This window comes from Shewanella sp. BF02_Schw, assembly GCF_014596695.2.
GTDB lineage: Bacteria > Pseudomonadota > Gammaproteobacteria > Enterobacterales > Shewanellaceae > Shewanella.
Genome location: NZ_JABKAW020000002.1, coordinates 973,526 through 997,051 on the forward strand (window position 1 = coordinate 973,526; position 23,526 = coordinate 997,051).

The 23,526-nt window shown below is 42.1% G+C and carries 14 protein-coding genes; 9 read left to right on the forward strand and 5 right to left on the reverse strand.

Features of this window, described 5'->3' with window-relative positions; translation table 11 throughout:
* Positions 1–27: 27 nt before the first annotated feature.
* Entirely contained in the window at positions 28–1,260 is a 1,233-nt protein-coding gene (locus tag HNW13_RS12575) for a FimV/HubP family polar landmark protein (RefSeq protein ID WP_192116403.1), read from the reverse strand.
* 288 nt (positions 1,261–1,548) lie between these two features.
* Positions 1,549–2,409: a FimV/HubP family polar landmark protein gene (locus HNW13_RS12580; protein ID WP_192116404.1), complete on the reverse strand. Its 861-nt coding sequence runs from the start codon at positions 2,407–2,409 to the stop codon at positions 1,549–1,551.
* An 82-nt stretch (positions 2,410–2,491) separates the two neighbouring features.
* On the opposite strand from HNW13_RS12580, the gene priA reads away from it, so the two are divergent.
* The 8 genes from priA (at position 2,492) to HNW13_RS12620 (ending at position 11,496) form a co-directional block, all read left to right on the forward strand.
* Positions 2,492–4,687: a primosomal protein N' gene (gene priA / locus HNW13_RS12585; RefSeq protein WP_101087705.1), complete on the forward strand. Its 2,196-nt coding sequence runs from the start codon at positions 2,492–2,494 to the stop codon at positions 4,685–4,687.
* 182 nt (positions 4,688–4,869) lie between these two features.
* Positions 4,870–6,615 (forward strand): arginine--tRNA ligase, encoded by a 1,746-nt coding sequence (gene argS / locus HNW13_RS12590; protein ID WP_182744101.1) that lies wholly within the window; start codon positions 4,870–4,872, stop codon positions 6,613–6,615.
* Positions 6,615–7,217 (forward strand): SPOR domain-containing protein, encoded by a 603-nt coding sequence (locus tag HNW13_RS12595; RefSeq protein ID WP_192116419.1) that lies wholly within the window; start codon positions 6,615–6,617, stop codon positions 7,215–7,217. The genes argS and HNW13_RS12595 overlap by 1 nt, the downstream gene beginning before the upstream one ends.
* 170 nt (positions 7,218–7,387) lie before the next feature.
* Complete coding sequence (gene hslV, locus HNW13_RS12600; protein WP_101087708.1) at positions 7,388–7,912, forward strand: ATP-dependent protease subunit HslV; 525 nt, start codon at positions 7,388–7,390, stop codon at positions 7,910–7,912.
* Positions 7,913–7,937: 25 nt separating this feature from the next.
* Complete coding sequence (hslU, locus tag HNW13_RS12605) at positions 7,938–9,263, forward strand: HslU--HslV peptidase ATPase subunit (protein ID WP_101087709.1); 1,326 nt, start codon at positions 7,938–7,940, stop codon at positions 9,261–9,263.
* Positions 9,264–9,437: 174 nt separating this feature from the next.
* On the forward strand, positions 9,438–9,824 hold the full coding sequence (locus tag HNW13_RS12610) for a DUF971 domain-containing protein (protein WP_011639181.1): 387 nt from the start codon (positions 9,438–9,440) through the stop codon (positions 9,822–9,824).
* Between the two features lie 127 nt (positions 9,825–9,951).
* The gene (locus HNW13_RS12615; protein WP_192116405.1) at positions 9,952–10,173 is read left to right on the forward strand and encodes a hypothetical protein; all 222 of its coding nucleotides are present in this window, start codon (positions 9,952–9,954) and stop codon (positions 10,171–10,173) included.
* A 969-nt stretch (positions 10,174–11,142) separates the two neighbouring features.
* A complete protein-coding gene (locus HNW13_RS12620; RefSeq protein WP_192116406.1) occupies positions 11,143–11,496 on the forward strand; it encodes a hypothetical protein in 354 nt (117 codons plus the stop codon).
* Between the two features lie 1,100 nt (positions 11,497–12,596).
* Here the strand turns inward: HNW13_RS12620 and acnB are convergent.
* A complete protein-coding gene (gene acnB, locus HNW13_RS12625; protein WP_162024073.1) occupies positions 12,597–15,194 on the reverse strand; it encodes a bifunctional aconitate hydratase 2/2-methylisocitrate dehydratase in 2,598 nt (865 codons plus the stop codon).
* Positions 15,195–15,596: 402 nt separating this feature from the next.
* Here acnB and hxpB point away from each other — a divergent pair, with 402 nt between their 5' ends.
* A complete protein-coding gene (hxpB, locus tag HNW13_RS12630) occupies positions 15,597–16,256 on the forward strand; it encodes a hexitol phosphatase HxpB (protein WP_192116420.1) in 660 nt (219 codons plus the stop codon).
* Positions 16,257–16,624: 368 nt separating this feature from the next.
* Here hxpB and HNW13_RS12635 read toward each other — a convergent pair whose 3' ends face one another.
* Positions 16,625–18,889 carry a patatin-like phospholipase family protein gene (locus HNW13_RS12635; protein WP_192116407.1) on the reverse strand — a complete coding sequence of 755 codons (2,265 nt, stop codon included), beginning with the start codon at positions 18,887–18,889 and terminating at the stop codon, positions 16,625–16,627.
* A 108-nt stretch (positions 18,890–18,997) separates the two neighbouring features.
* On the reverse strand, positions 18,998–23,461 hold the full coding sequence (locus HNW13_RS12640; RefSeq protein ID WP_192116408.1) for an EAL domain-containing protein: 4,464 nt from the start codon (positions 23,459–23,461) through the stop codon (positions 18,998–19,000).
* Between the last annotated feature and the right edge of the window lie 65 nt (positions 23,462–23,526).

Below are 23,526 nucleotides of genomic sequence, written 5' to 3' on the forward strand. Positions count from 1 at the left end.
ACAAACAAGTAGAATTTCTAAGCGATACTACGATTGTCGATGTGTGCGCTCTAGAGTCTCATAGGTAATTTGTGCCTTAGATGAATTTTGATGTTGCTTTAACATCTCACTTGATGGGCACTGTAAACGGCTATCAGACATCAATAAGTAAATTTTACCATTGGCAAACGCATTAGGGTTTGCCTCATAAATCGCCAGCATTGCACCATATACACTGATTTGCCATTGTCGATAATAACGATCGGCAACTCGCCATAACGTGTCTTGAGGAAATTTATCCATTAAACAGGTTTTATCTTGCCCATAAGTCGGTATCGATGACTTGGCTATATTATTGATTGGCAATGGCTGAGGCGATATTTTCGTTTCATGAATAGCGGCCAATAACGCATTACTTTCAGATTTTTTACTGTCCATATCATTCACTGAACCATTCATTGATACTGACTGAGTGGCGAGAACAGGCACAGGTAATGTTGGCGCTAATAGTCCTTGAGACTTACCGCGTTGACTGGCGACTAAATTGTCGAATGTGATCCTATCTACCGCGACATTTTGATAGCGCGAAAGCGTCTCCATTGATGGGCAGCGTAACGAGTGGCCTAATTGCAGTAGACTAATTTTATCTTGATAGAATGCAGAGGGATTCGTTTGATAAAGCGCAAGCATGGCGCCATAAATGTTTGAATTCCATTGCTTACGATAGCGAACCGCTATTTTCCATAAAGTATCATTCGGTAACTGATTGATCTGGCAATCATTCAGATTTTTTTGCGTTGTAGCAACCTGAGGTATAATGCTGGCTTTACGACTTATAGGCGTAAGCATTGAAGTCGGTAATACCGAAGCTGACTTCATCGTTTTAATTGCTACTGGCTGGTATTGGCTCTGAACAATGGCTTGAGAGAATAAAGGGACAGGTGAGTATTGTAGCCATTTAGCATTACGGTATTCAGAAACAATGAGTGCCGCATCTTTATCGCGGATTTTTTCGGTACCACTTAATACAAAAACATCACGATCACGCTGTTCAACCTCAAGCTTTTCTAACACAATATTATCTTGATAAATTTGGCGTAAATAAAATGTCAGCCGCGATAAATCATGGTGATCGGTTATAACATTCACGGTGAACTGAGGAGATTGTCCGCTTTCAAATGGAATAGTATCGATACTGATATGACTGACTTGTGCAATCACAGTTGAAATACTATCAACCGCCAATAATGCTAATATTGCTAGCACCTTAAAGCTTTTCATTAAATCAATCCTTTCGATTATAAACCGCTTCAGCACAGCGCAAAACACGCTGTAAAACCATGATGTTAAATACACGTATACACTGACAAATAAAATGTTCACATAAAGCTCATCAGGCTGTAATTTATTATTATTGTTTACTTTTTTAACCTTATGCTTGAGCTAAATCATAAGTATTAACACGGGCAACTATATAAACTAACATAAACAGCTGCAACTAATTACTGATAAACCAAAGTAAATACTCGATTAAGGACTACTTTTTATCACTAATTATGATCAGAAACCTTATTTAGCCGCATGCTTTGCTTCAATGACCTCAAAGACTTTCCTATCTACAGCTTTATTATTGTATTCAGCTAAAATAGCCTTCGATGGGCAATGCAATGGAACATCTTTGAGTAATAAATGAATTTTCTGTTTGGAAAATGCCATTAAGTTAGCCTCAAAAATGGCTAACATTGCCCCATAAACACTGGTATGCCATTGCTCTTTGTAACGGTTCGCAATACGCCATAATGTATCACTATTATCTCGCTCAATTACACAGATTGCCTGAAGAGAGGATTCTACTGTGGATGGCTCTGATGTTTCTGATGTTTCTGATGGTTCTGATGGTTCTGATAGTTCTGGTACTGATGATGCCTGCTCTAAACGTCTGTCATCTTGTTGATGTTTTTTGGATGCTTTCCCACTAGTGGTGTCTTTTGCTACTGGCAGTACTCGAGACGTAACAACATTAGAGACTAAGGTGGCACTATTAACTGAGTACGGGGCATCAAATAAGGCCATTACTGCTAACGTAACCGCTCCTTTCGCAGTATCTTCGGTAACGATTAACTGTGCATTTACATCACTGATGATATCAGTACCCTTAAGCTGCAATAAAAAACGATTAATACTCTGCACTGCTAACTTCTGCTGCACAACCTTATTGCCATCCAAGCTGTCATCCAACTGGCGAATATAAAAACCTAACCGCGACGCATCATCATTTTGTGCCACGATATTGATCTTTAATTGCGGGAGATTATTCAATTCAAATTGGCGACTATTGATACTGACATGATTCACTTGAGCCATTGGCGTAGCAATATAGCCCAATAATCCAAATACTAGAATGATGACCTCAATAAGTCCTTTACGCATATATGTTGCCCTATCTCTTTGATGACACTTAGAGGTAAACTGATCCGCAATCCACTATCGAATTGAAAAATGATGAAGCCTTATGCCCGTGTTTGTTGAAGTCGCCTTACCCGTCCCGTTACGCAGAAACTTTAGTTATCGTGTAAAAGACGAACAACAAGCGGGATTACAAATCGGTCTTCGAGTCAAAGTCCCTTTTGGCCCTCAACAACTCATCGGCTTAATTACTGCTATTACTGACAGCTGTGACTTAGCACCGCAACAAATAAAATCAGTCACAGCTGTACTAGATGATGCCCCATTGTTACCTGATTCGCTATATAAATTAACCCTCTGGGCCGCCCGATATTACTTTACTACCCAAGGACAAATGCTCAGCCAAGCGCTGCCTGTCGCACTGAGAAAAGGCCTCGAAGCGGCGCCGCAAGCGGTGGTTGAATATCATTTAAGCCCCGAAGGACGCAATGCTGATTCTAGCGTATTAAAACGTGCCCCGGCACAGAAAAAGCTGCACGAGTTATTACTGGCAAACCCCATCAGCCAAGATGAGTTCACCACCCAACAATTAAGCAAAGCGGCATTAAAAGCATTAGAACAAAAACAATGGATTGAACGGCAACAAAAAGTACTCAGCCATGATTTAAGCTGGCGCCAACAGCTTATTATGAATGAGTCACCTCATAAGCTTAACAAACAACAAGCCGTTGCCGTTTCAGTACTCACTCAACAGCAAGGGTTTCATTGCACCTTATTAGAAGGGATCACAGGCTCTGGCAAAACCGAAGTCTACCTCACCTTGCTTGAGACAATTTTAAAACAAGGTAAACAAGCACTGATCCTCGTGCCTGAAATTGGCTTAACACCGCAAACCATTAATCGCTTCAAACGCCGTTTTGAAGTCAATGTTGCCGTGATCCATTCCGGATTAACCGATAATCAACGCCTAGAAGCTTGGCGTCAGGCTCGTGTCGGTGAAGCGGCAATTATTATTGGTACTCGCTCAGCACTCTTTACCCCAATGGCTTATCCAGGGTTAATTATTCTTGATGAAGAGCATGACAGCAGCTTTAAACAACAGGAAGGTGTGCGCTATCACGCGCGTGACTTGGCAGTAATGCGTGGGCATCTTGAAGATATTCAAGTGGTATTAGGCTCCGCAACGCCATCATTAGAAACCTTACAAAATGCGCTATCTGGCCGCTATCATCACTTGGAACTGAGTGAACGCGCTGGTGCTGCGCAAAAGGTTAAGCAAGGTATTGTCGATATCACCTCGCAACCATTAAAAGCGGGCATGTCGACATCATTAATTAATGAAATGCGTATGCACCTTGATGCGGGTAATCAGGTACTGCTATTTCTCAACCGCCGCGGCTTTGCCCCGGCCTTGCTTTGTCATGAATGTGGTCATTTACATGAGTGCGATCGTTGTGATGCTTTTTTTACCGTTCATCAAGGCTTAAACGAGATTTGTTGTCATCACTGTGGCAATCAATACGCTATCCCGCGCCAATGCCATCAATGTGGTAGCACCATGCTAATGGGCCACGGTTTGGGGACCGAGCAGCTAGAACAAGAATTGATTAAACTGTTTCCCAAATATCCGGTTGTCCGCATTGACCGAGACACCACCAGACGTAAAGGCTCCCTTGAACAGCAGCTCAAAGGAATTTACATGGGTAAATATAAAATTTTGGTCGGCACACAGATGCTCGCCAAAGGACATCACTTTCCAGATGTTACCCTTGTTGGCTTATTGGACGTCGATGGTGCATTGTTCAGTGCAGATTTTCGCGCACCTGAACGTTTTGGGCAGCTATACACCCAAGTGTCTGGCCGTGCTGGCCGTGCAGACAAACCCGGTAAAGTGCTACTGCAAACCCATCAAAGTGATAACCCCATTTTACGTGATTTATTGAAACGCGGTTATGGTGAGTTCGCTCGTACTCAGCTGAAAGAGCGCCAACAGGCACTATTACCACCCGCTTGGCACATGGTATTAATTCGAGCAGAAGCACATTTAGCCGAAGATGCTGATGCGTTTCTCGCCCGCACCAGCGAGCTATTACCACAAGATAAAGACTTTGAAATTATTGGCCCAATTCCGGCGCCACTTGATCGTAAAGCTGGAAAATATCGACGCCAATTAATACTGCAAGCTAAAAGTCGTCAGCGCTTGCAAACCGAATTCGAACGCGTATTAGCACTCATTGAACAAATACCTGAAAGTAAGCGTTGCCGTTGGAGTATCGATCGTGATCCACAGGATTTAATGTAACACAGCGGCATTTTTACTAAGCCAACGGACCCTATATCTGTCATAAACTTCGCTTAGGTTGATAATCAGCATAAAAAAACCAATATTTCCGTTAAAGCAGATAGCAATCACCCCCCATAAACGGCTAAAATATGCGGTTCCGTCATGTCATTCATTTAACGAATTAGTGCAAGCAAACGCCCATGAAATCACATATTGAATCTTTACTAGAACAAACCATCGAATCCTTCAAACAGCAAGGAATTGTGCCGGCTGATTTTCAAGCTCGCATTCAGGTCGATCGCACTAAAGATAAAAGTCATGGTGACTTAGCGACTAACCTTGCAATGATGCTGACTAAAGTTGCTAAAAAGAACCCGCGCGAATTAGCACAGCTTATTATTGATACCTTGCCAGCATCATCTTATGTGGCCAAAGTAGAAATTGCCGGACCAGGGTTTATTAACTTTTTCATTGATGACAATGCATTAGCTAATCAACTACAGCAAGCACTGACGAGCGACCATTTAGGAGTGGCTTTACCGACTAAGCAAACTATCGTTGTCGACTATTCTTCGCCAAACTTAGCCAAAGAAATGCACGTCGGCCACTTACGCTCAACCATCATTGGTGACAGCGTCGTGCGCGCACTCGAGTATTTGGGCCATAAGGTCATTCGCCAAAACCACGTCGGCGATTGGGGGACTCAGTTTGGTATGCTGCTGGCGTTAATGGAAGAGTTACGCGCAGCTAATGGCGAACAAGCCAAAATGGAATTGTCTGACTTAGAAAGTTTTTATCGTGCTGCTAAAGTACGTTTTGATGAGTCTACTGAATTTGCCACTCGCGCTCGTCAACTTGTCGTCGCGTTACAATCAGGTGATGAGTACTGCAATAAGCTATGGCGCGAATTTAACGACATCTCATTAAGCCATTGTCATGATGTATATAAGCGTTTAGGGGTTAGCTTAACCCGCGCAGATGTTCACGGCGAAAGTGCATATAATGCCGACCTAGCCCAAGTGGTTAAAGATTTAGATGCCCAAGGCCTGTTAAGCGAAAGCAATGGCGCTAAAGTGGTATTCCAAGAAGCGTTTCGTAATAAAGAAGGCGAGCCTTTACCGGTTATTATTCAAAAAGCTGATGGTGGCTATTTATACGCCACCTCAGATCTTGCCGCCATGCGTTACCGCTCAAACGTATTAAAAGCCGATCGCGCTATGTACTTTGTCGATTTACGTCAAGCCCTGCACTTCCAGCAAGTGTTTAGCCTTGCCAAACTGGCTAAATTTGTTCGCCCAGAAATGTCGCTAGAGCACACAGGCTTTGGCACCATGAATGGTGAAGATGGTCGTCCATTTAAAACCCGTTCAGGCGGTGTGGTTAAGTTAGTCGATTTACTTGACGAAGCCGATGTTCGCGCTCTTGAACTGGTTCGCAGTAAAAATCCAGATATGGATGAAGCTACCCTCACTGAAATTGCTCGCGTAGTCGGTATCAGCTCAGTTAAGTATGCCGATCTGTCCAAGAACCGTACCAGTGATTATATTTTCAGTTTTGAGCAAATGCTTAGCTTTGAAGGTAATACTGCACCTTATCTTCTTTATGCCTATACCCGCGTGGCAGGTATTTTTAAACGTGCAACAGATATTGATCTTAGCCAAGCTAAGATTGTGCTTGAGCATGAAAAAGAAAAAGACTTAGGCACTAAACTGGCACAATTTGGTGAGGTGCTAACTCGCATGACAGACAAAGGCTTACCGCATGTATTATGTGGTTACCTGTATGAGCTAGCGAGTGAGTTTTCGAGTTTTTATGAAGCTTGCCCAGTGCTTGCTGCCGAAACTGAAGCACAAAAGCAAAGCCGTTTATTGCTTGCACAATTAACCGCTAAAACCTTAAAAACGGGCTTGTCGCTACTTGGCATTGAAACCCTAGAGCGGATGTAATCATGAGTCGTGACTACGCAAATCGCAAACCTCGTGCGGGCGCAAAAGCCCGTGCGCCACAACGAAAAAAAGCACCTAAACGCTCTTTTCCTTACTTGGCTGTTTTTGTGATACTCACCTTAGTCATAGGTTTTGGTTATTTCTTATGGTCCATTAATGGCAGCTCCGACTCATCGGTCGTATCTGAGCCAGCTCAACAACCTAAAAAGAAAACGCTATCAACCACGACCGTAGAAGCGCCAAAAAAAGTGGTCAAGAAAGATCCTAACGCACTGCCACCTAAGCCACAGGAAGAATGGACTTATCTGGAAGAGCTTGAAAACAAGCAAGTGGAGATAGACTTACCTGAAACAGGCGTAGTGTCTAGTGGCATCTATCAAATGCAATGCGGATCGTTTAGGCAAGAGTCGCAAGCAAATGAAATGAAGGCCAGAATTGCCTTCCAAGGTGCTGAGGCACAAGTGCGCCGCAGCGAAGGTACCAATGGCGTGTGGTATCGCGTGGTATTAGGACCCTATCCGAACAAGCGCGATGCGGAACATAATCGTCATAAGATGCAGAACGCAGGGTTAAATGGCTGCATCATTTGGTTGTGGGAATAACGCTGCTCGTCTGATATTGCTGTATAAATCACTTTAGCCCTGTTCTCTGCAACAGGGCTTTTTGTTGTCCATCGCTTGATATCTGTCATTTTGTCCCCATATCCATTTTATCAATCAACAATTGCATTCACCCTAATGACCCGTTGATGTATTAGTGAAGAGGATTTACCGTGACTACTATCGTATCCGTACGCCGCAATAATCAAGTTGTCATCGCTGGTGATGGCCAAGTGTCTCTAGGCAATACAGTGATGAAAGGTAATGCACGTAAAGTGCGCCGCCTATACCACAATAAAGTCTTAGCCGGTTTTGCTGGCGGTACTGCCGATGCATTTACTCTTTTTGAGCGTTTTGAAACCAAGCTCGAAATGCATCAAGGCCATTTATTAAAATCTGCCGTAGAGCTTGCCAAAGATTGGCGTAGCGACAAAATGCTGCGTAAGCTCGAAGCTATGCTGGTCGTAGCGGATACTGAAACATCATTAATTATTACCGGTAATGGCGACGTTGTTCAGCCAGAATATGACTTAATTGCCATTGGTTCTGGTGGAAACTATGCTCATGCATCAGCTTTAGCATTACTGCAAAATACTGAGTTAAGCGCGGAAGAAATAGCAGAAAAATCACTGACGATTGCAGGCGATATTTGTGTATTCACCAACCAATTCAAAACTATCGAAAAGTTAGACTACTAATTCGAGCGTTAATAGAGGAACAGTTATGTCTGAAATGACTCCACGTGAAATTGTTCACGAACTAGATGCACATATCATTGGCCAACAAAATGCCAAACGCTCAGTAGCCGTTGCCTTGCGAAATCGCTGGCGCCGGATGCAACTTGAGCCAGAACTTCGTCATGAAGTCACGCCAAAAAATATTTTAATGATTGGCCCAACAGGTGTCGGTAAAACTGAAATCGCCCGTCGTTTAGCCAAATTGGCTAACGCACCTTTTATCAAAGTTGAAGCGACAAAATTTACCGAAGTGGGTTATGTCGGTAAAGAAGTGGAACAAATCATCCGTGATTTAACCGACTCAGCAGTGAAAATGACTCGCGAACAGCAAATGAAAAAATGCCGTCATCGCGCCGAAGAAATGGCCGAAGAGCGCATTTTAGATGCCTTATTACCTAAGCCAAAAGATGACTGGGATACCGACAAAAAAGATGACTCTACCACCCGTCAGGTTTTCCGTAAAAAGCTGCGCGAAGGTCAATTAGACGACAAAGAAATTGAGATCGATGTTGCTGCGCCTCAAGTCGGTGTTGAAATCATGGCCCCTCCAGGCATGGAAGAAATGACCAATCAGTTACAGGGCTTATTTCAAAATCTTGGCCAAAGCACCTCTAAACGCAAAAAGCTTAAAATCAAAGATGCTTACAAGCAGTTGGTTGAAGATGAAGCGGCAAAGCTAGTCAATCAAGAAGACTTAAAAGAACAAGCCATCGAGCTGGTTGAGCAAAATGGTATTGTGTTTTTAGACGAAATCGACAAAATTTGTAAGCGCGGCGAAAGCTCTGGCCCAGATGTATCCCGTGAAGGTGTCCAACGTGACCTACTGCCATTAGTGGAAGGCTGCACAGTTTCTACTAAACACGGCATGGTTAAAACCGACCACATTTTGTTTATTGCTTCTGGTGCATTCCAGATGTCTAAACCGTCTGATTTAATTCCAGAGCTTCAAGGCCGTTTACCGATTCGTGTTGAATTAGACGCCCTTACCGCTGCTGATTTTAAACGCATTCTAACAGAGCCATTTGCCTCACTCACTGAGCAACATGTCGCCCTGATGAACACCGAAGGCGTCACCATAGAGTTTACTGAATCAGGTATTGAGCGCATTGCAGAAGCAGCATGGCAAGTGAATGAGCGCACCGAAAACATTGGTGCACGCCGTTTACATACCGTGATGGAAAAATTGATGGAAGAGATTTCATACGAAGCTTCTGAAAAGTCGGGTTCTAAATTTGTCATTGACGCTGAATATGTCAATGACCACCTTGATACCTTGGTACAAGATGAAGATTTAAGCCGCTTTATTTTATAACCATTATTTGAATCAAGCGCCCTCCCATTTGGTTATTATAAATGGGAGGTCACGTGACTTTTGGTTTATGAATAAACATCACGAATGCAGGTTACAACAATAGGATTAACAGCAAAATCGCGTATGATGATAATCTGCGATTTAGCGTTAATCCTTTTTTTTATAGGTATTCCCATGACCCAATCAACGCCTACCGTCACCGGCATTAAGCTTAAGCGTCAATCTAAGTTACTCGAAGTGACCTTTGATAACGACCAAACTTACAACATCAGTTGTGAAATGCTCCGAGTATTCTCGCCATCGGCTGAAGTGCAACGTCATGGCGACCCAATATTGGTTACCCATAAGAAAGCTGTAAATATCAAAGCGCTCGAACCTGTTGGTCATTATGCGGTAAAAATTACCTTTGATGATGGTCATGATACTGGCTTGTATTCTTGGCAGGTGCTACATAACCTGTGCAGTAATCAAACTGAATTATGGCAACAGTATTTAGCCCGATTGCGGGCAGAGAAAGGCTCACGAGAACCACTGATTTCGATGAATATTAAGTATTCATGATTACGGTACGTTTTAACGATAGACGTTAATTTCAACACTATATTTGCATAAATTTACTCATTGCGATCAGCAATTGACACTCAAACGATTATGCTTAGTCATAGTCTTCACTCGTATCGAGGTGTGTATGAAACAGTCAATTCAATTTCCTATGATTAAAGTTATATTGATCGGATTAGCAATTATAAGCTTGAGTGCTTGTGCACCACGTGCTCATCATGGACACGAAAAAGCGCCTACTAATAAAAAGACGGTAACTAAAGTGGTCGTTGTTAAACCAGCGGCATATCGCGTCGTTAATGTTAATAACGTTCATCAAAAGGATGTTGTTATCATTCGAAAACGTTAAATGACTCTACTATAAGTGCCAGCTATTTTGCTGGCATTGTTGAATGATGAACTTAGTTAACTCTTGTTAACAATGGCCTGCAGCCACTAACGTCGTGGCGCTTCGCCCACACCAGACCAAGTGCCAAAGTTGCATTTCTGGCAATAAATGTAATCCAAATGAATCTCATTAACCTCGTCATCCCGGCAGTGCTTTTGAGCCGGGATCCAGGTGTTTCGTTATGCTTAGCACTTATCCCTGATGGCATACGGCCACTAAGGTCGTAGCGCCTCGCCCACGCCGGATTTTTCAAACTTCGTTTGAATTAACATCGCAAGGTTCCACCCTGCACCGGCCAAAAGGGGATCAACAGCAATCCCCTCTTGGATCACCCCTGCCGTTCCGGCAACATTTTCGCTATTTAACCAAACAACAGCAGCGAAAAATTGCGACGGAAATGGCTCTAGCTTTTGGCCTCTTTTTCGTGTTCTTCGGCCTTATTTGAAAATGCTAACGCTTCAGATGGGGCGTCCCTTCCCCTCTAAAGCTAAGCTCACATCCATGTGAGCTTCACGCTATTTTCTTCAACGTCCTCAATAATATGAAACCCGGAAATGTTAATAAATCGAAGATACAAAATTACAGGCGCAAATAAACTAGTGAGTATCCAAAGCAGGAATATTTTAGTTAAGCCCACATAGATGCTTATTTATAAATCAAGAACTGGTGTCTCGCAGAGATTATCTGCACATAAACCTGCTGTAGGTAATTTGTTAGATTGTAACTTTGGACTACTACTTTTAATAATATTGAGTTAGTCTCATTTTGTCTGTAATTATTTAAATGTTAATGTCATAGTAATTTAAATTAACGTTAATAATCGTCGAACTGTCTATAACCACATGATTATAAATAATTAAATAAATACGTATATTTAGCAGTTAAAAAGTTTCATTATCTGTTGTGTAAGTCGAGGCATTGTAAACCCTGATGAAAAAAAAGAGCACAAACGCAAAAAGCATGGTCATAGTAAGTGATGTAGACAACTATGATTTTAAAGATAATAGAGTATTAAAACCGTTATTATTAAACTGTTCTGAACATCCAGAATATCCTATGAATCATGCTTTCCAGCACTCTGACAGTGTAAAGCTGACTAAAAAAAAGACTTTAGAATACTTCGTCCCAAATAACATTTCACTATTATTATCGAATAGCCGAACCGCATTAAATGATGCAGAAAAAATGTACAAAGAATTTTTACTTGAGCAGCAAGATGAGTTCAAAGAAGATAAAATCGATGAACTCTGGCATAACTGCTTTTTGGTATCTAACTATATATAGAAAATTCAAACATCAATAGTATTCTCTTACACTGCTTTAGAAGCTTTCGCTAATATAAGTATTCCTGATGATTTTGTTTATATTTCACAAAGAAATAATAAAGGAATCAAAGAACAATTTGAGCGACAAGCTATTGAACGCTGGTTAAGCTTAAAAGATAAATTAGATTCTGTATTACCTCAGATATATGACTGCAATACTATTAGTAAGCAAAATTTCTGGTCACAATTCCTTCAGCTTGAAGATTATAGAAATAAAATAATTCATCAAAAAGCAATAGAAAGCACAAGCTTCTTTTATGAGTATTTCAAGCCTAGTATTTTCAAAGTATTACGCGTAGCTGAGAATATTATTTGCTATTTTCATGACGTTAATAAAGTAAATACTAGTGAACAGGCACAAGCTAATTTAATGTGGCCATGGCTGCCTGGAGCTATGACCGCACCAATTCTTCGTAATCCTGAATCAATTCTAGATTGGAAGGTTGACCACAACCAACCTTCATTTAAGAAACGTTTTTCAGATAGGCAGCTCGCAGAGTTTGATAAGTTATCGAATCAAAACTCACAAATAAATAAACTTCATAACGAGTAGAACCTAAGAATCTTAAAACCTTTGAGCAGAGTATTAACCATCTAATGGGGACTTCCATAAAAAGGATCCATGCCTGTCCACGGTCGAGTTTTTCTAGCTTATCAAAGCCCAAATTCAACTCTAAACTTGAGGCCGTTGAAGAAAATAGCGTGAGCTGGCCATGGATGGCCCGCTAGCTTTCGAGGGGAAGGGACGCCCCATCGTAAGCGTTAGCATTTTCGAATAAGGCCGAAGCAGTATACAAACGAAGTTAAAAGCTGGATCAATCCCCATGGCGACCTTTTCGCTGTTTGAAAATGTTGCGGGGCGGCTGGGAGTTCCAAGAGGGAACAGCCGTTAGTTTCCTCTTGGTCTGGTGTGGGTGAAGCGCCACGACGTTAGTGGCCGCAGGCCATACCTTAAAGACACTGTTGTCTAAAAATAAGTTACCGAAAACATAATTTAACCCAAATAAAAATGCCAGCATTTCTGCTGGCATTTTTGATCAATTGTTAACTCGTTTAAGCTTAAAGCGCGGCTTGGAAAATCACGCTGTCGGCTTTCTTAGTGTAAGAATCGATTTGGTCGAAGTTCAAGTAACGGTAAGTATCAGCTGCTGTTGCATCTAATTCTTTAGCGTATTCTTGATACTCTTCTGCTGAAGGTAAACGACCCAATAACGCTGCTACTGCTGCTAACTCAGCTGATGCTAAGTATACGTTTGCGCCAGTACCTAAACGGTTAGGGAAGTTACGTGTAGACGTTGATACTACAGTAGCACCTTCTGCAACACGTGCTTGGTTACCCATACATAGAGAACAACCAGGTATCTCGATGCGAGCACCAACACGGCCGAAGATTGAGTAGTAACCTTCTTCAGTTAATTGATCGCGGTCCATCTTAGTTGGTGGTGCAATCCATAAACGAGTTGGTAGCGTAGTAGCAAACTTTTCTAACATCTTACCGGTAGCACGGAAGTGACCGATGTTAGTCATACAAGAACCAACAAACACTTCGTCAATCTTAGTTTGTGCAACGCTTGATAATAATACTGCATCATCAGGATCGTTTGGTGCACAAAGGATTGGTTCTTTGATGTCGTTTAAGTTGATTTCGATAATTTCAGCATATTCTGCATCTTTATCTGCTTCCATTAACTCTGGCTTGGCAATCCACTCTTGCATCGCAGTAATACGACGTTCAATCGTACGACGATCGCCATAACCTTCAGCAATCATCCACTTTAACATCACGATGTTAGAGGTTAGATATTCAATGATTGGTTCTTTGTCTAGCTTAATGCTACAACCTGCAGCTGAACGCTCAGCAGATGCATCAGATAATTCGAATGCTTGTTCAACTTTAAGTTTTTCAAGACCTTCGATTTCTAATACGCGGCCAGAGAAAGCGTTGATTTTGCCTTTCTTCTCAACCGTTAGCAGACCCATTTCAATTGCTTTTAATGGGATAGCATGGACTAAATCGCGTAAGGTAATACCGGGTTGCATTTCGCCTTTAAAGCGCACTAGCACTGATTCAGGCATATCAAGAGGCATGACACCTGTTGCAGCAGCAAACGCCACTAAACCAGAACCGGCAGGGAACGAAATACCAATAGGGAAACGAGTATGTGAATCACCACCAGTACCTACGGTATCGGGTAGTAACATACGGTTTAACCACGAGTGAATAACCCCATCACCTGGACGTAAAGCAACACCACCACGGTTCATAATGAAATCCGGTAGTGTGTGGTGAGTCGTTACATCAACTGGCTTTGGATAAGCCGCAGTGTGACAGAATGACTGCATGGTTAAATCAGCACTAAAGCCTAAACATGCTAAGTCTTTTAACTCATCACGTGTCATAGGGCCGGTAGTGTCTTGTGAACCTACAGAGGTCATCTTAGGTTCGCAGTATTGACCAGGACGAACACCTGATACGCCACATGCTTTACCAACCATTTTCTGAGCTAAAGTATAACCTTTATCAGAAGCGGCGATATCTTGTGGACGAACGAATACTTTCGATGCTTCAAGACCTAAGGTTTCACGCGCACGGTCAGTAAGGCCACGACCAATGATCAACGGAATACGACCACCAGCACGAACTTCATCTAACAATACTTCGGTTTTAAGCTCAAATGTAGAGATCACTTCATCAGTGCCGTGACGCTTAACTACACCTTCATAAGGGTAGATATCGATCACATCGCCAGTGTCCATTTGATCAACGTTGAGTTCGATCGGTAATGCACCCGCATCTTCCATGGTGTTGAAGAAAATAGGTGCAATTTTGTTACCTAGACAGAAGCCACCAGCACGCTTGTTAGGTACAAAAGGAATGTCATCACCCATAAACCATAACACTGAGTTAGTGGCAGATTTACGTGAAGAACCCGTACCAACAACATCGCCAACGTAAACTAAAGGAAAACCTTTAGTTTTTAACGCTTCGATTTCTTTGATTGGGCCAACAACACCTGATTCATCAGGCACAATACCGTCACGCGCATTTTTTAGCATTGCTAATGCGTGTAATGGAATATCTGGACGAGACCATGCATCTGGCGCAGGCGACAAGTCATCAGTGTTGGTTTCACCAGACACTTTAAACACTGTTAATGATACTTTGTCAGCCAATTTTGGACGATTTAAGAACCAATCAGCATTGGCCCAAGCGTCGACAACTTGCTTAGCAAAATCATTACCCGCTTGCATTTTTTCAACAACATCGTGGTATGAATCAAACATCAACAATGTATTTGAAAGTGCTTTAACAGATAGAGGTGCTAGTGCTGCATTATCTAGTTGGTCAATTAGCGGCTCAATGTTGTAACCACCTTGCATAGTGCCAAGCAGTTTAACAGCGTGTTCTGCGCTTAAGATAGGAGATGACACAGTGCCTTTAGCGACTGCATCAAGGAAAGCGGCTTTAACGTAAGCAGCTTCGTCTACTCCTGGTGGAATACGATTTTCGAGCAAGTCGAGGATGAACGCCTCTTCACCTGCTGGTGGTGTTTCAAATAACTTAACCAGTTCAGCCACTTGTTGTGCATTTAATGGCTTAGGGACTACGCCCTCTGCAGCACGTTCTGCGACGTGTTTACGATATGCTTCTAGCACGGCAACATTCCTCTTTGTTTGGCGCCTAACGGCGAAACTCAGCGCCACTATGGTTACGCTGATAATTCCACTGGTTCGGGCTTGAAATCCGACCTCCAGTATACTACAGCTTTATAAAAGTATGAATCAGCTCACACTCTCAGAGGTATGAAATCAACGCGATTTATCAACCTAAAAATCAATTTAGCGCTAAGTTGAATAAAATAAAATTAGACAATAGTTTGAAATAGACGGAAAAACATTTAAATACATTAACTTATACAACACCCGCTGATTAAACTATATACAAAAAGATATCCCCTTTTTTAGATGAAATATTTTTTAAAAAGTGTGTTTTGATTGTGTCTAATCAACAACAACGTAATAATTAACACTTTACGTTGTGCCGTTTATGGAGTCAGTATTGTGTCAAACCAAATAAAAGCCATTATTTTTGATATGGATGGAATTTTAATCGATTCCGAACCGGCTTGGCAGTTGGCCGAGCTGACGGTGCTAAATAGCTTTGGGCTTAACCTCAGTCTTGAAGAAGTAGAGCAAACCACAGGCTTGCGTATTGATCATGTTGTTAGCTATTGGTACCAACGTTTTCCTTGGCCGAATTACGACAATACAGCTACAGCGAATACCATCGTTAATGAAGTGGTAAGCCAAATAAAAGCCAATGGTGAACCGATGCGAGGCGTTATTGAGTCGCTAGAGGCGTGCAAACGTTTAGGGCTTAAAATAGGGTTAGCCACCTCGTCATCGTCATTAATTATTGAAGCTGTGCTGCATAAGCTGGCCATTAGCCATTATTTTGATGCGATTGAGTCAGCTGAAAATCTCGATTATGGTAAACCACATCCTGAGGTATATTTAAATTGTGCTAAAGGACTGGGCATCGCACCGGGACAATGTATCGCAATTGAAGATTCGTTTAATGGCTTAATCGCCGCGCGGGCAGCCAGTATGCAAACCGTGGCAATTCCTGCGCCTCACACTGCTACACAAGCTAAATGGGTGATTGCCCATCATCAGCTAGCTCACGCAGGATTATTACCCGCGCTGCTAGAGGCCTAGGCCGCTATGCTGCTAAGGTCCTAGACCGCTACGCGGATAGTCCGCTGCGCTTCTAGAGCGGACTTCGTCCTGCTAGGGACAGCTTCGCTGCGAGGACGATAACAAGCGATAACAGCGAACGCTGCGCTCACGGATAGGGCTCTAGGCTTTTGGCTCGACTGTTATCTCTCGTCATCGCTTGCCACCGCCCGTCACCAAGATTTTATAGCCTCTAGGCTTTTAGCTTTTAGCTCGATTGTTATCTCTCGTCATAGCTTGCCACCGCTCGTCACCAAGATTTTATAGCCTCTAGCAGCGAAGCGCTCTAGCCTCTAGCCGCGTAGCGTCCTAGCAGCGAAGCGCTCTAGGCTTTTGGCTTAGTAGACTGCCTAAAAGTTTTTACCGACAAATAAATAGAATGCTGTTTCACCGCGATCGGTAAAACCAAAACCTAATGCTGCCGGGCCCCAGTCGGTATCAGTACCTAAATACAAACTACTGGCGTAAATCAAATCATCTAAATCGACATCATCACGATCAAACCACACATTACCAGCTTCAAGACTGGTACCTAAATACAAAGGCAAGTCAGTGATCAGTACATCACGGCCGAGATCGTATTGATAAATCACTGCCCCAAACACTTTATGTGCACCAATTAAGGTGTCTTTATGGAAACCCGACAAATTCAAGAAGCCGCCTAAATCTGCCACATGCAAGGTAAAGTTACCGTCATTCTCAACAGTTGCCAGTTCCATCTTACCTACAATGGCGTGATTTCCGAGTTTCAACGCACCTTTCCAATCTGCTTCAAATTGCCATGCTAAGTCATCACTAAAAGTCGTATCGACATTGCTTAGTCCATTGTAGGATTCATCTCTTAAGTAGCTGACAAAGGTAATTCGATTACCTTCCGTCGGGAAGCTAATGCTGTTTAGGCTGTCGTAGGCCACTTTTAAATAGCCACCCGTGGAATGATAATCTAGTGAATCAACCGAGCCAAATTCACTGCTAACCCGACCATCTTCGCCGACAAAACCTAATTCGATAATACCATCTGAATCAAAGTTATAGCCGATACCTAAAACGATTTGAGCAACATTATTTTCGAGTTCTACATAACGGCTATCTTGATCAATTAAATCCCAATCTTTCATTTCATACTGGAATCGCGCTAGGCTATAAAATGTTTGATCACGGTCTAATGGTTGATAAAACTCAGTGCCGACTAACTTTTTATACCCCAGTTCTAATTCGTTACGCCACTCACCACCATTTTCAGTTAAGTCGGTCATGGTGTAAGCCAAACTGAGTGTAATAGCCGAATCTAAGGTGAAATCATCTTCCCAGTTAAAGCCTGCTTGAAAGTAATTCGGCCCCCATGATTTGGCTCTGGTGGTAATGGTTAAAATTCGGCCCTGTTCAACATCTTCAAACTCGGCATCGACACGCTCGAATTTATTCAGTGAATACACTCGATTTAACGCTAAATTTAACTCTTCTTTGGTCAGTACAACGCCTTCGGTAATCCCTAAACGCTCACGCAGTAATTTTTCACTGACTTTTGATTGATTGTCGAAAGCAATTTTATAAATGGGTTTTTTAAGCGGATCGATCCACAGTAAACTTTGTTGTAATTTATCCGCTTGATAAGCTAAATAGTCTTGCTCACTTATACCAAGCGCTTCCAACTTCACTAACTCTAAATTGGCGGCATTTTCACCTAATTTGAGCGCTAATGGCATGATTGAAAAATCAGTGGTGCTAAGGCTATCAATGGCGGGACGAATGAGGATATCGCTAGACGTCAGTAAGGTTTTTTGGCGAGCAGTGCTCGCTTGAGTCAAAATAGTTGAAAGTTGCTCTAAAACCGCAATGGTACTGTCTAAATGTTCTTGTTTGGTCAGTGCGGAACCAATATCGACGGCAATGATGATATCTGCCCCCATGGCTTTTACCACATCGATAGGCATATTATTGGCAATTCCGCCATCAACCAGTAAACGACCGTTAATCAATGCTGGCTGCAATGCACCTGGAACGGTGGCAGATGCTTGCATGGCTTGTACTACACTGCCGCTGGATAACACCACAGCTTCACTGGTTGCTAAATCCGTCGCCACCGCTCGGTACGGAATCGCGAGTTCATCAAAGTCACCAAACTGTTCAACTAACCCAGTGGAGTGGCGCAGTAATTGAGACATGCTTTGGCCACGTAACAAACCACTAGGTGAGGTTAAGCTATTATTGTTATAACCCACGGTCAGTGGAATATTAAACTGATCTCGTTGCTGTTTATCACGGTAGCTTAATTTATCGCGTGGAATGGTGTCTGAGTAGCCTTTAGACCACTCACCACTAAGCATTATTTCTTCTATTTGATCGGCGTTATAGCCTAACGCGTACATGCCAGCAACATAAGCACCAATACTGGTACCCGCAATGTAATCAACAGGAATATGATATTTTTCAAGTACTTTCAACACACCAATATGAGCAGCACCTTTTGCGCCGCCACCACTCAGCACTAAGCCAATAGTGGGCCTTTCTTTAGCGGCTTTTTTTGCAGCATAGACAGGTTGCACTACTAGGCTAAAGCAAATACAGCTAGCCAAAAACCAGGTAGGTAAGTTAAGGCGCAAAATTTGTTGCATAAATCATTCCGAAAGTAAGTAAAAACAACTTATTCTAACAAAATTTAATCAATACCCATACTAATGGATAGCAGCAACAAGATTACCCTGGCATCACTAATGAACTCATCATTCATTAATCCCCATTTGTCGCTTAATATCGAGCTCAAGTTCGGCTTTGGGCATCGGCTTGGCAAAATAATATCCCTGAATAATATGACAACCACGCTTAACAACTTGTGCAAGTTGCTCAGATGTTTCAACACCTTCAGCCACGACTTCAAGCGATAGGTTACGTGCTAATTCAATAATACTGCTCACAATGGCTTGATCGGCTTGATGGTTGTCAATATGAATTAAAAATGAGCGATCTATTTTCAGAATATTGACTTGGAATGAACGTAAATACGCAAGCGACGAATAACCTGTACCAAAATCATCTATAGCAACATCAATACCTAACTGCTCTAACGCGAGTAAATGCTGGCTGGCGATAGCAATTTCTTTCATCAATACGCCTTCGGTAATTTCTACCGACAAACATTTAGCAGGCATGCCAGTTTGATGTAATGTTGCGGTTAAAAAGTCGATAAAGTCTGGCTGTCTGAAATGCATTGCAGACACATTAACCGACACTTTTATGTCGCTTTGGTATCGCTGATGCCAATCTGCACCGTCGAGACAAGCTTGAGTTAGCACCCAACGATCAATCTCAACAATCAAACCACAAGATTCTGCAATACCTATAAACACATCGGGGTTAACCATGCCATCTTTTGGGTGCTTCCAACGAATTAACGCTTCAACGCCAACAATACTATTTTGTTGGTTAACATCTATCTGAGGCTGGTAATACAATTCAAATTCATTGCACAGTATCGCTCGATGCAAATCAGCCTCTATGCGTAAGTGATATAAGGCTTCTGCATTCCGTTCTGCTGAATAATATTGAAAATTACCACGGCCCTCTTCTTTAGCATGGTACATGGCTAAATCGGCGTTTTTAATCAAGGTTTCAGGCGTTTGATCATCGCCAGACCAAATGCTGATACCAATGCTGGTCGAAATAAAAAATTCTCGACCGTATAATTTAAAAGGCGTTTCGATTTGTTTTAATAACTGTTTGGCAATGTGGTTAATGGTGTCGACGTCTTTTGCATCACGCAGCAAAATAACAAACTCATCACCACCAAAACGACACAATAAATGTTCTTCAGACAAACAAGACTGTAGTCGACTTGCGGCTTCAACGAGTAATGCATCACCCATACTGTGACCGTATGAGTCGTTAACATGTTTAAATCTGTCGAGGTCTAAAAACAATAGTGCTAAGGTTTCTTTATGCTGTTTTGCTATTTCAATAACCTGGCCCAATCGGCGCGAAAACATCGCTCGATTAGCTAAGCCGGTTAACATGTCATTGTTTGCTAAGCGGCGCAGATGTAACTCATTATGCTTACGCTCAGTGATATCAGAAAACACCACCACATAATGTAATGCCGAACCATTCATATTGAACATGGTCGATACATTGATCCAAACAGGGCATCGGCTACCATCACTACAATTAAATTCACATTCTCCGGTCCAAAAGCGCTCCTTATCGAACACATCGTCCATGTCAAAAGGTTCTACGGTCTCAAACACTAAGTCGGAAAAAGGTGTGCCGGCCAAATCACTCTTTTTAGCCGCTAGAATTAAATTAGCCGCAGCATTGCTAATTTTGATGTTCTTTTTCATGTCTAATATCAACATGCCTTCGGAAGTATTTTCAAATGCTTGGGCTAATAAATTAACCTCACTTTCAAGGGTTTTTTGTTGAGTGATGTCGGTATACATCCCTGCAGCATAAATTAATCTTCCATTGTTAAGATCTACCTCAATAGCACGGCCTTTAATTCGTAACCAATGCCACTGATGATCATGCTGATTACGATATCGATACTCGGCATCAATCATCTCGACGTTACCGTTAACAAGGTCCTGCCAAACCGATGTGATTCTCTCAACATCGTCTTGATGAATTGGGATCTCTTCTAGTTTAACGTCAATCTGCTGCTCTGGTCCTAATACACCACCGCGATTATCGAGTGACAGCACTTGTGTTGATTTATGCCACTCCCATAGATCCGAATCGCTGCCTTTTAACGATTGACGTAGGCGTTCGTCACTTTCAACCAAAGCATGATTCATTTGCTTAAACCGATGAATTTGCCGCTGTCTATATAACAATATAATGGCGGCTATCAGTAATATGCTAAAAATCAATGCGCCTTTAAATTGTTGTGAGCGCCACCAAAACTGCTTTACAGTAAATCGATATTGAAATGGCTCATTCGACCACACGCCATTTCTTTTATATAAAAGCTCAAGTGCATACGACCCAGCGCTTAAACCGGTAATATTAATCTGTGACTGGCCTTCTAATAACACGTAATTGCCAGAGTCTGCGCCATCTTTGACCAAACGATACTGTATGGTCATTGGCTTATCATCAAGGTAATCGAGCACGGCAATTTGAAAGCTAATTAAGCTGGCACCCGGTTCGACTTGCGACAATTGACTTGGAATGAGATAAACCTCGGTATTGTTTTCATAAAATACCGACACAGATTCAAGTATCACTTTGTCATTTATAGTCCGCGGCGCCAGTTTATCGAGGTCGATTAACATCGCTCCGTCTGGCGTACCCACAAAAAAGCCTTTTGCAGGGTCATAAAACTTTGCCGACTCATTAAATTCATCGGAAATAAAACCGTCTTTATGGCTAAACGAACTGACTTTACCTGTCGCCTTATTAACCTTAATAATGGCACTGGCACAGCCAACAATATGGTCTGTTTCAGTGTCCTGTAAAAAGAACACCACTTTACAATCGATCTTCCACTGTTGATCCAGCGAAATAAGCTCTTCGGTTTGAGTATTGAATTGATATATACCTTGCTGGGACGTGCCTAGCCATATAACCCCCGGCGCCACTTGCATAAGACTATTCATGGTTGGGACATTTGTAAAATCAGCAAATACATCCACTTTAGAAATATACTCACCCGCAGTGGTTAAATAGCCAAAATGTTTACTGCCACTAATCCATAATTGATCAGCATCATCCCTTAATAAGGCTTTATATAGCGTATGACTTAATGACTGCTGGCCATCTGATAAAACTTGTAACGTCAAATCAGTATTACCATCTTGCCAATAATACAATCCTTTAGTGGTGGTAAACCAAATCACATCACTCAGTAACTCGTCACGATAAATCCCAATGACGATTCTATCGTCCAGTGACTCTTTACCACCACTCCATGTCGCAAAGTCGGTACTGGCATTAGTCAATTTATTAACAACATATAAGCCACTGGTCGTAGCCAACACAAGATGCTGTGCGTTTAAAGACTCAATTCGATAAATACTGTCACTCAGTTCAAATCCTTTGGGGATTACCATGGTTGAGGTTTGGCTCTGAGTGTTAACGACAGACAAACCACCATCGGTGCCTAGCCACACCTTATCGCCTTCGCTGTATACCGACCACACCATTTCATTATCAAGTTGATAAGGCGGCTTTTTAGAATAATCTTCAATTAAAAAATGAGGTTTACCCGCTATCACCGCTAACCCATCACCAGAGCCACCAACCCACAGTAAACCTTCAGAATCCACCGCCATATCATGAATGTAATCAATATTAGCTCGCTGTTTAAGCTCGTCATGGTATACGGTTAACTTGTTGTTTTCTGGACTCCAAAAAATCAATCCTGCTCGGCTTGAAATCCACAAGTCATCATTAAGATCTTGCTCCATTTGGTCAACATAATAGGGAATCTCAGGCACAGATTGCACCGTAAGCGTTTCGGTATTGACCTTAAATAAACCTTTCGATGTCAGCATCCACACTCGTTGTTGTCTATCTTGAAACAGCTTCCTGATGGAATCATTTTTATCAGACAACGAAAATAGACCAATGAAGCTACCATCGGCTTGGTGAAGTTGAAGCTCGTGATTAGTTGAAAACAAATACTGGGAATTGTGCAATTCAAGCGCATTGCGCCAAGGTAAATTATGGTCTAAAGAATGACTTGGAGATAAAGACAATTGCTGAGAAGCATCATCAAAATAATACACTTGACCAGAATAAGCGAGTATCAGCAATCGTCCATCAAGCTGACGCTGAGTTGCCGCCACGCGAATACTGTTATTGATATTAGTCGCATCATTATCTTCAGGTTTAAGCAATAAACTGAAGTGATTATCTAAAATACTGTAAAGATATAGCGAGGAATTGGTGCCAACAAGTAAATGGTCTTGGCCAGAATTAACTACTGTTGTAATCAGTTCGTCATCAAGTACCGAATCAAAACCCACTTTATCAATACGCCTTACTTTACTATTACTAACGCGATAAAGACCTTGCTGAGTCGCCAGCCAAACATAACCATAACGGTCAAAACTAATGTCTTGAATCGTCGCATTAGCTAAGCCATCTTTGGCGTTAAAGACTCGCTGAACAATGTCTGCACTGCACGCAGGCAATACAGTAAATAAAGACAATATAAAACAGCCTAGGCTCACCAATACTGCTCTGGTCATAAATTCAGTTTATCCTTTACGTGATCAAATGCAGGCAAGCCCCACACGTAGTAAAAAACAGGCTT

Coding starts and splice junctions, on each gene's coding strand:
- HNW13_RS12575 (WP_192116403.1), bottom strand. CDS start 1,260: ATGAAAAGCTTTAAGGTGCTAGCAATATTAGCATTATTGGCGGTTGAT.
- HNW13_RS12640 (WP_192116408.1), bottom strand. CDS start 23,461: ATGACCAGAGCAGTATTGGTGAGCCTAGGCTGTTTTATATTGTCTTTA.
- HNW13_RS12620 (WP_192116406.1), top strand. CDS start 11,143: ATGAAAAAAAAGAGCACAAACGCAAAAAGCATGGTCATAGTAAGTGAT.
- priA (WP_101087705.1), top strand. CDS start 2,492: ATGCCCGTGTTTGTTGAAGTCGCCTTACCCGTCCCGTTACGCAGAAAC.
- HNW13_RS12615 (WP_192116405.1), top strand. CDS start 9,952: ATGAAACAGTCAATTCAATTTCCTATGATTAAAGTTATATTGATCGGA.
- argS (WP_182744101.1), top strand. CDS start 4,870: ATGAAATCACATATTGAATCTTTACTAGAACAAACCATCGAATCCTTC.
- HNW13_RS12610 (WP_011639181.1), top strand. CDS start 9,438: ATGACCCAATCAACGCCTACCGTCACCGGCATTAAGCTTAAGCGTCAA.
- HNW13_RS12580 (WP_192116404.1), bottom strand. CDS start 2,409: ATGCGTAAAGGACTTATTGAGGTCATCATTCTAGTATTTGGATTATTG.
- hslU (WP_101087709.1), top strand. CDS start 7,938: ATGTCTGAAATGACTCCACGTGAAATTGTTCACGAACTAGATGCACAT.
- HNW13_RS12635 (WP_192116407.1), bottom strand. CDS start 18,889: ATGCAACAAATTTTGCGCCTTAACTTACCTACCTGGTTTTTGGCTAGC.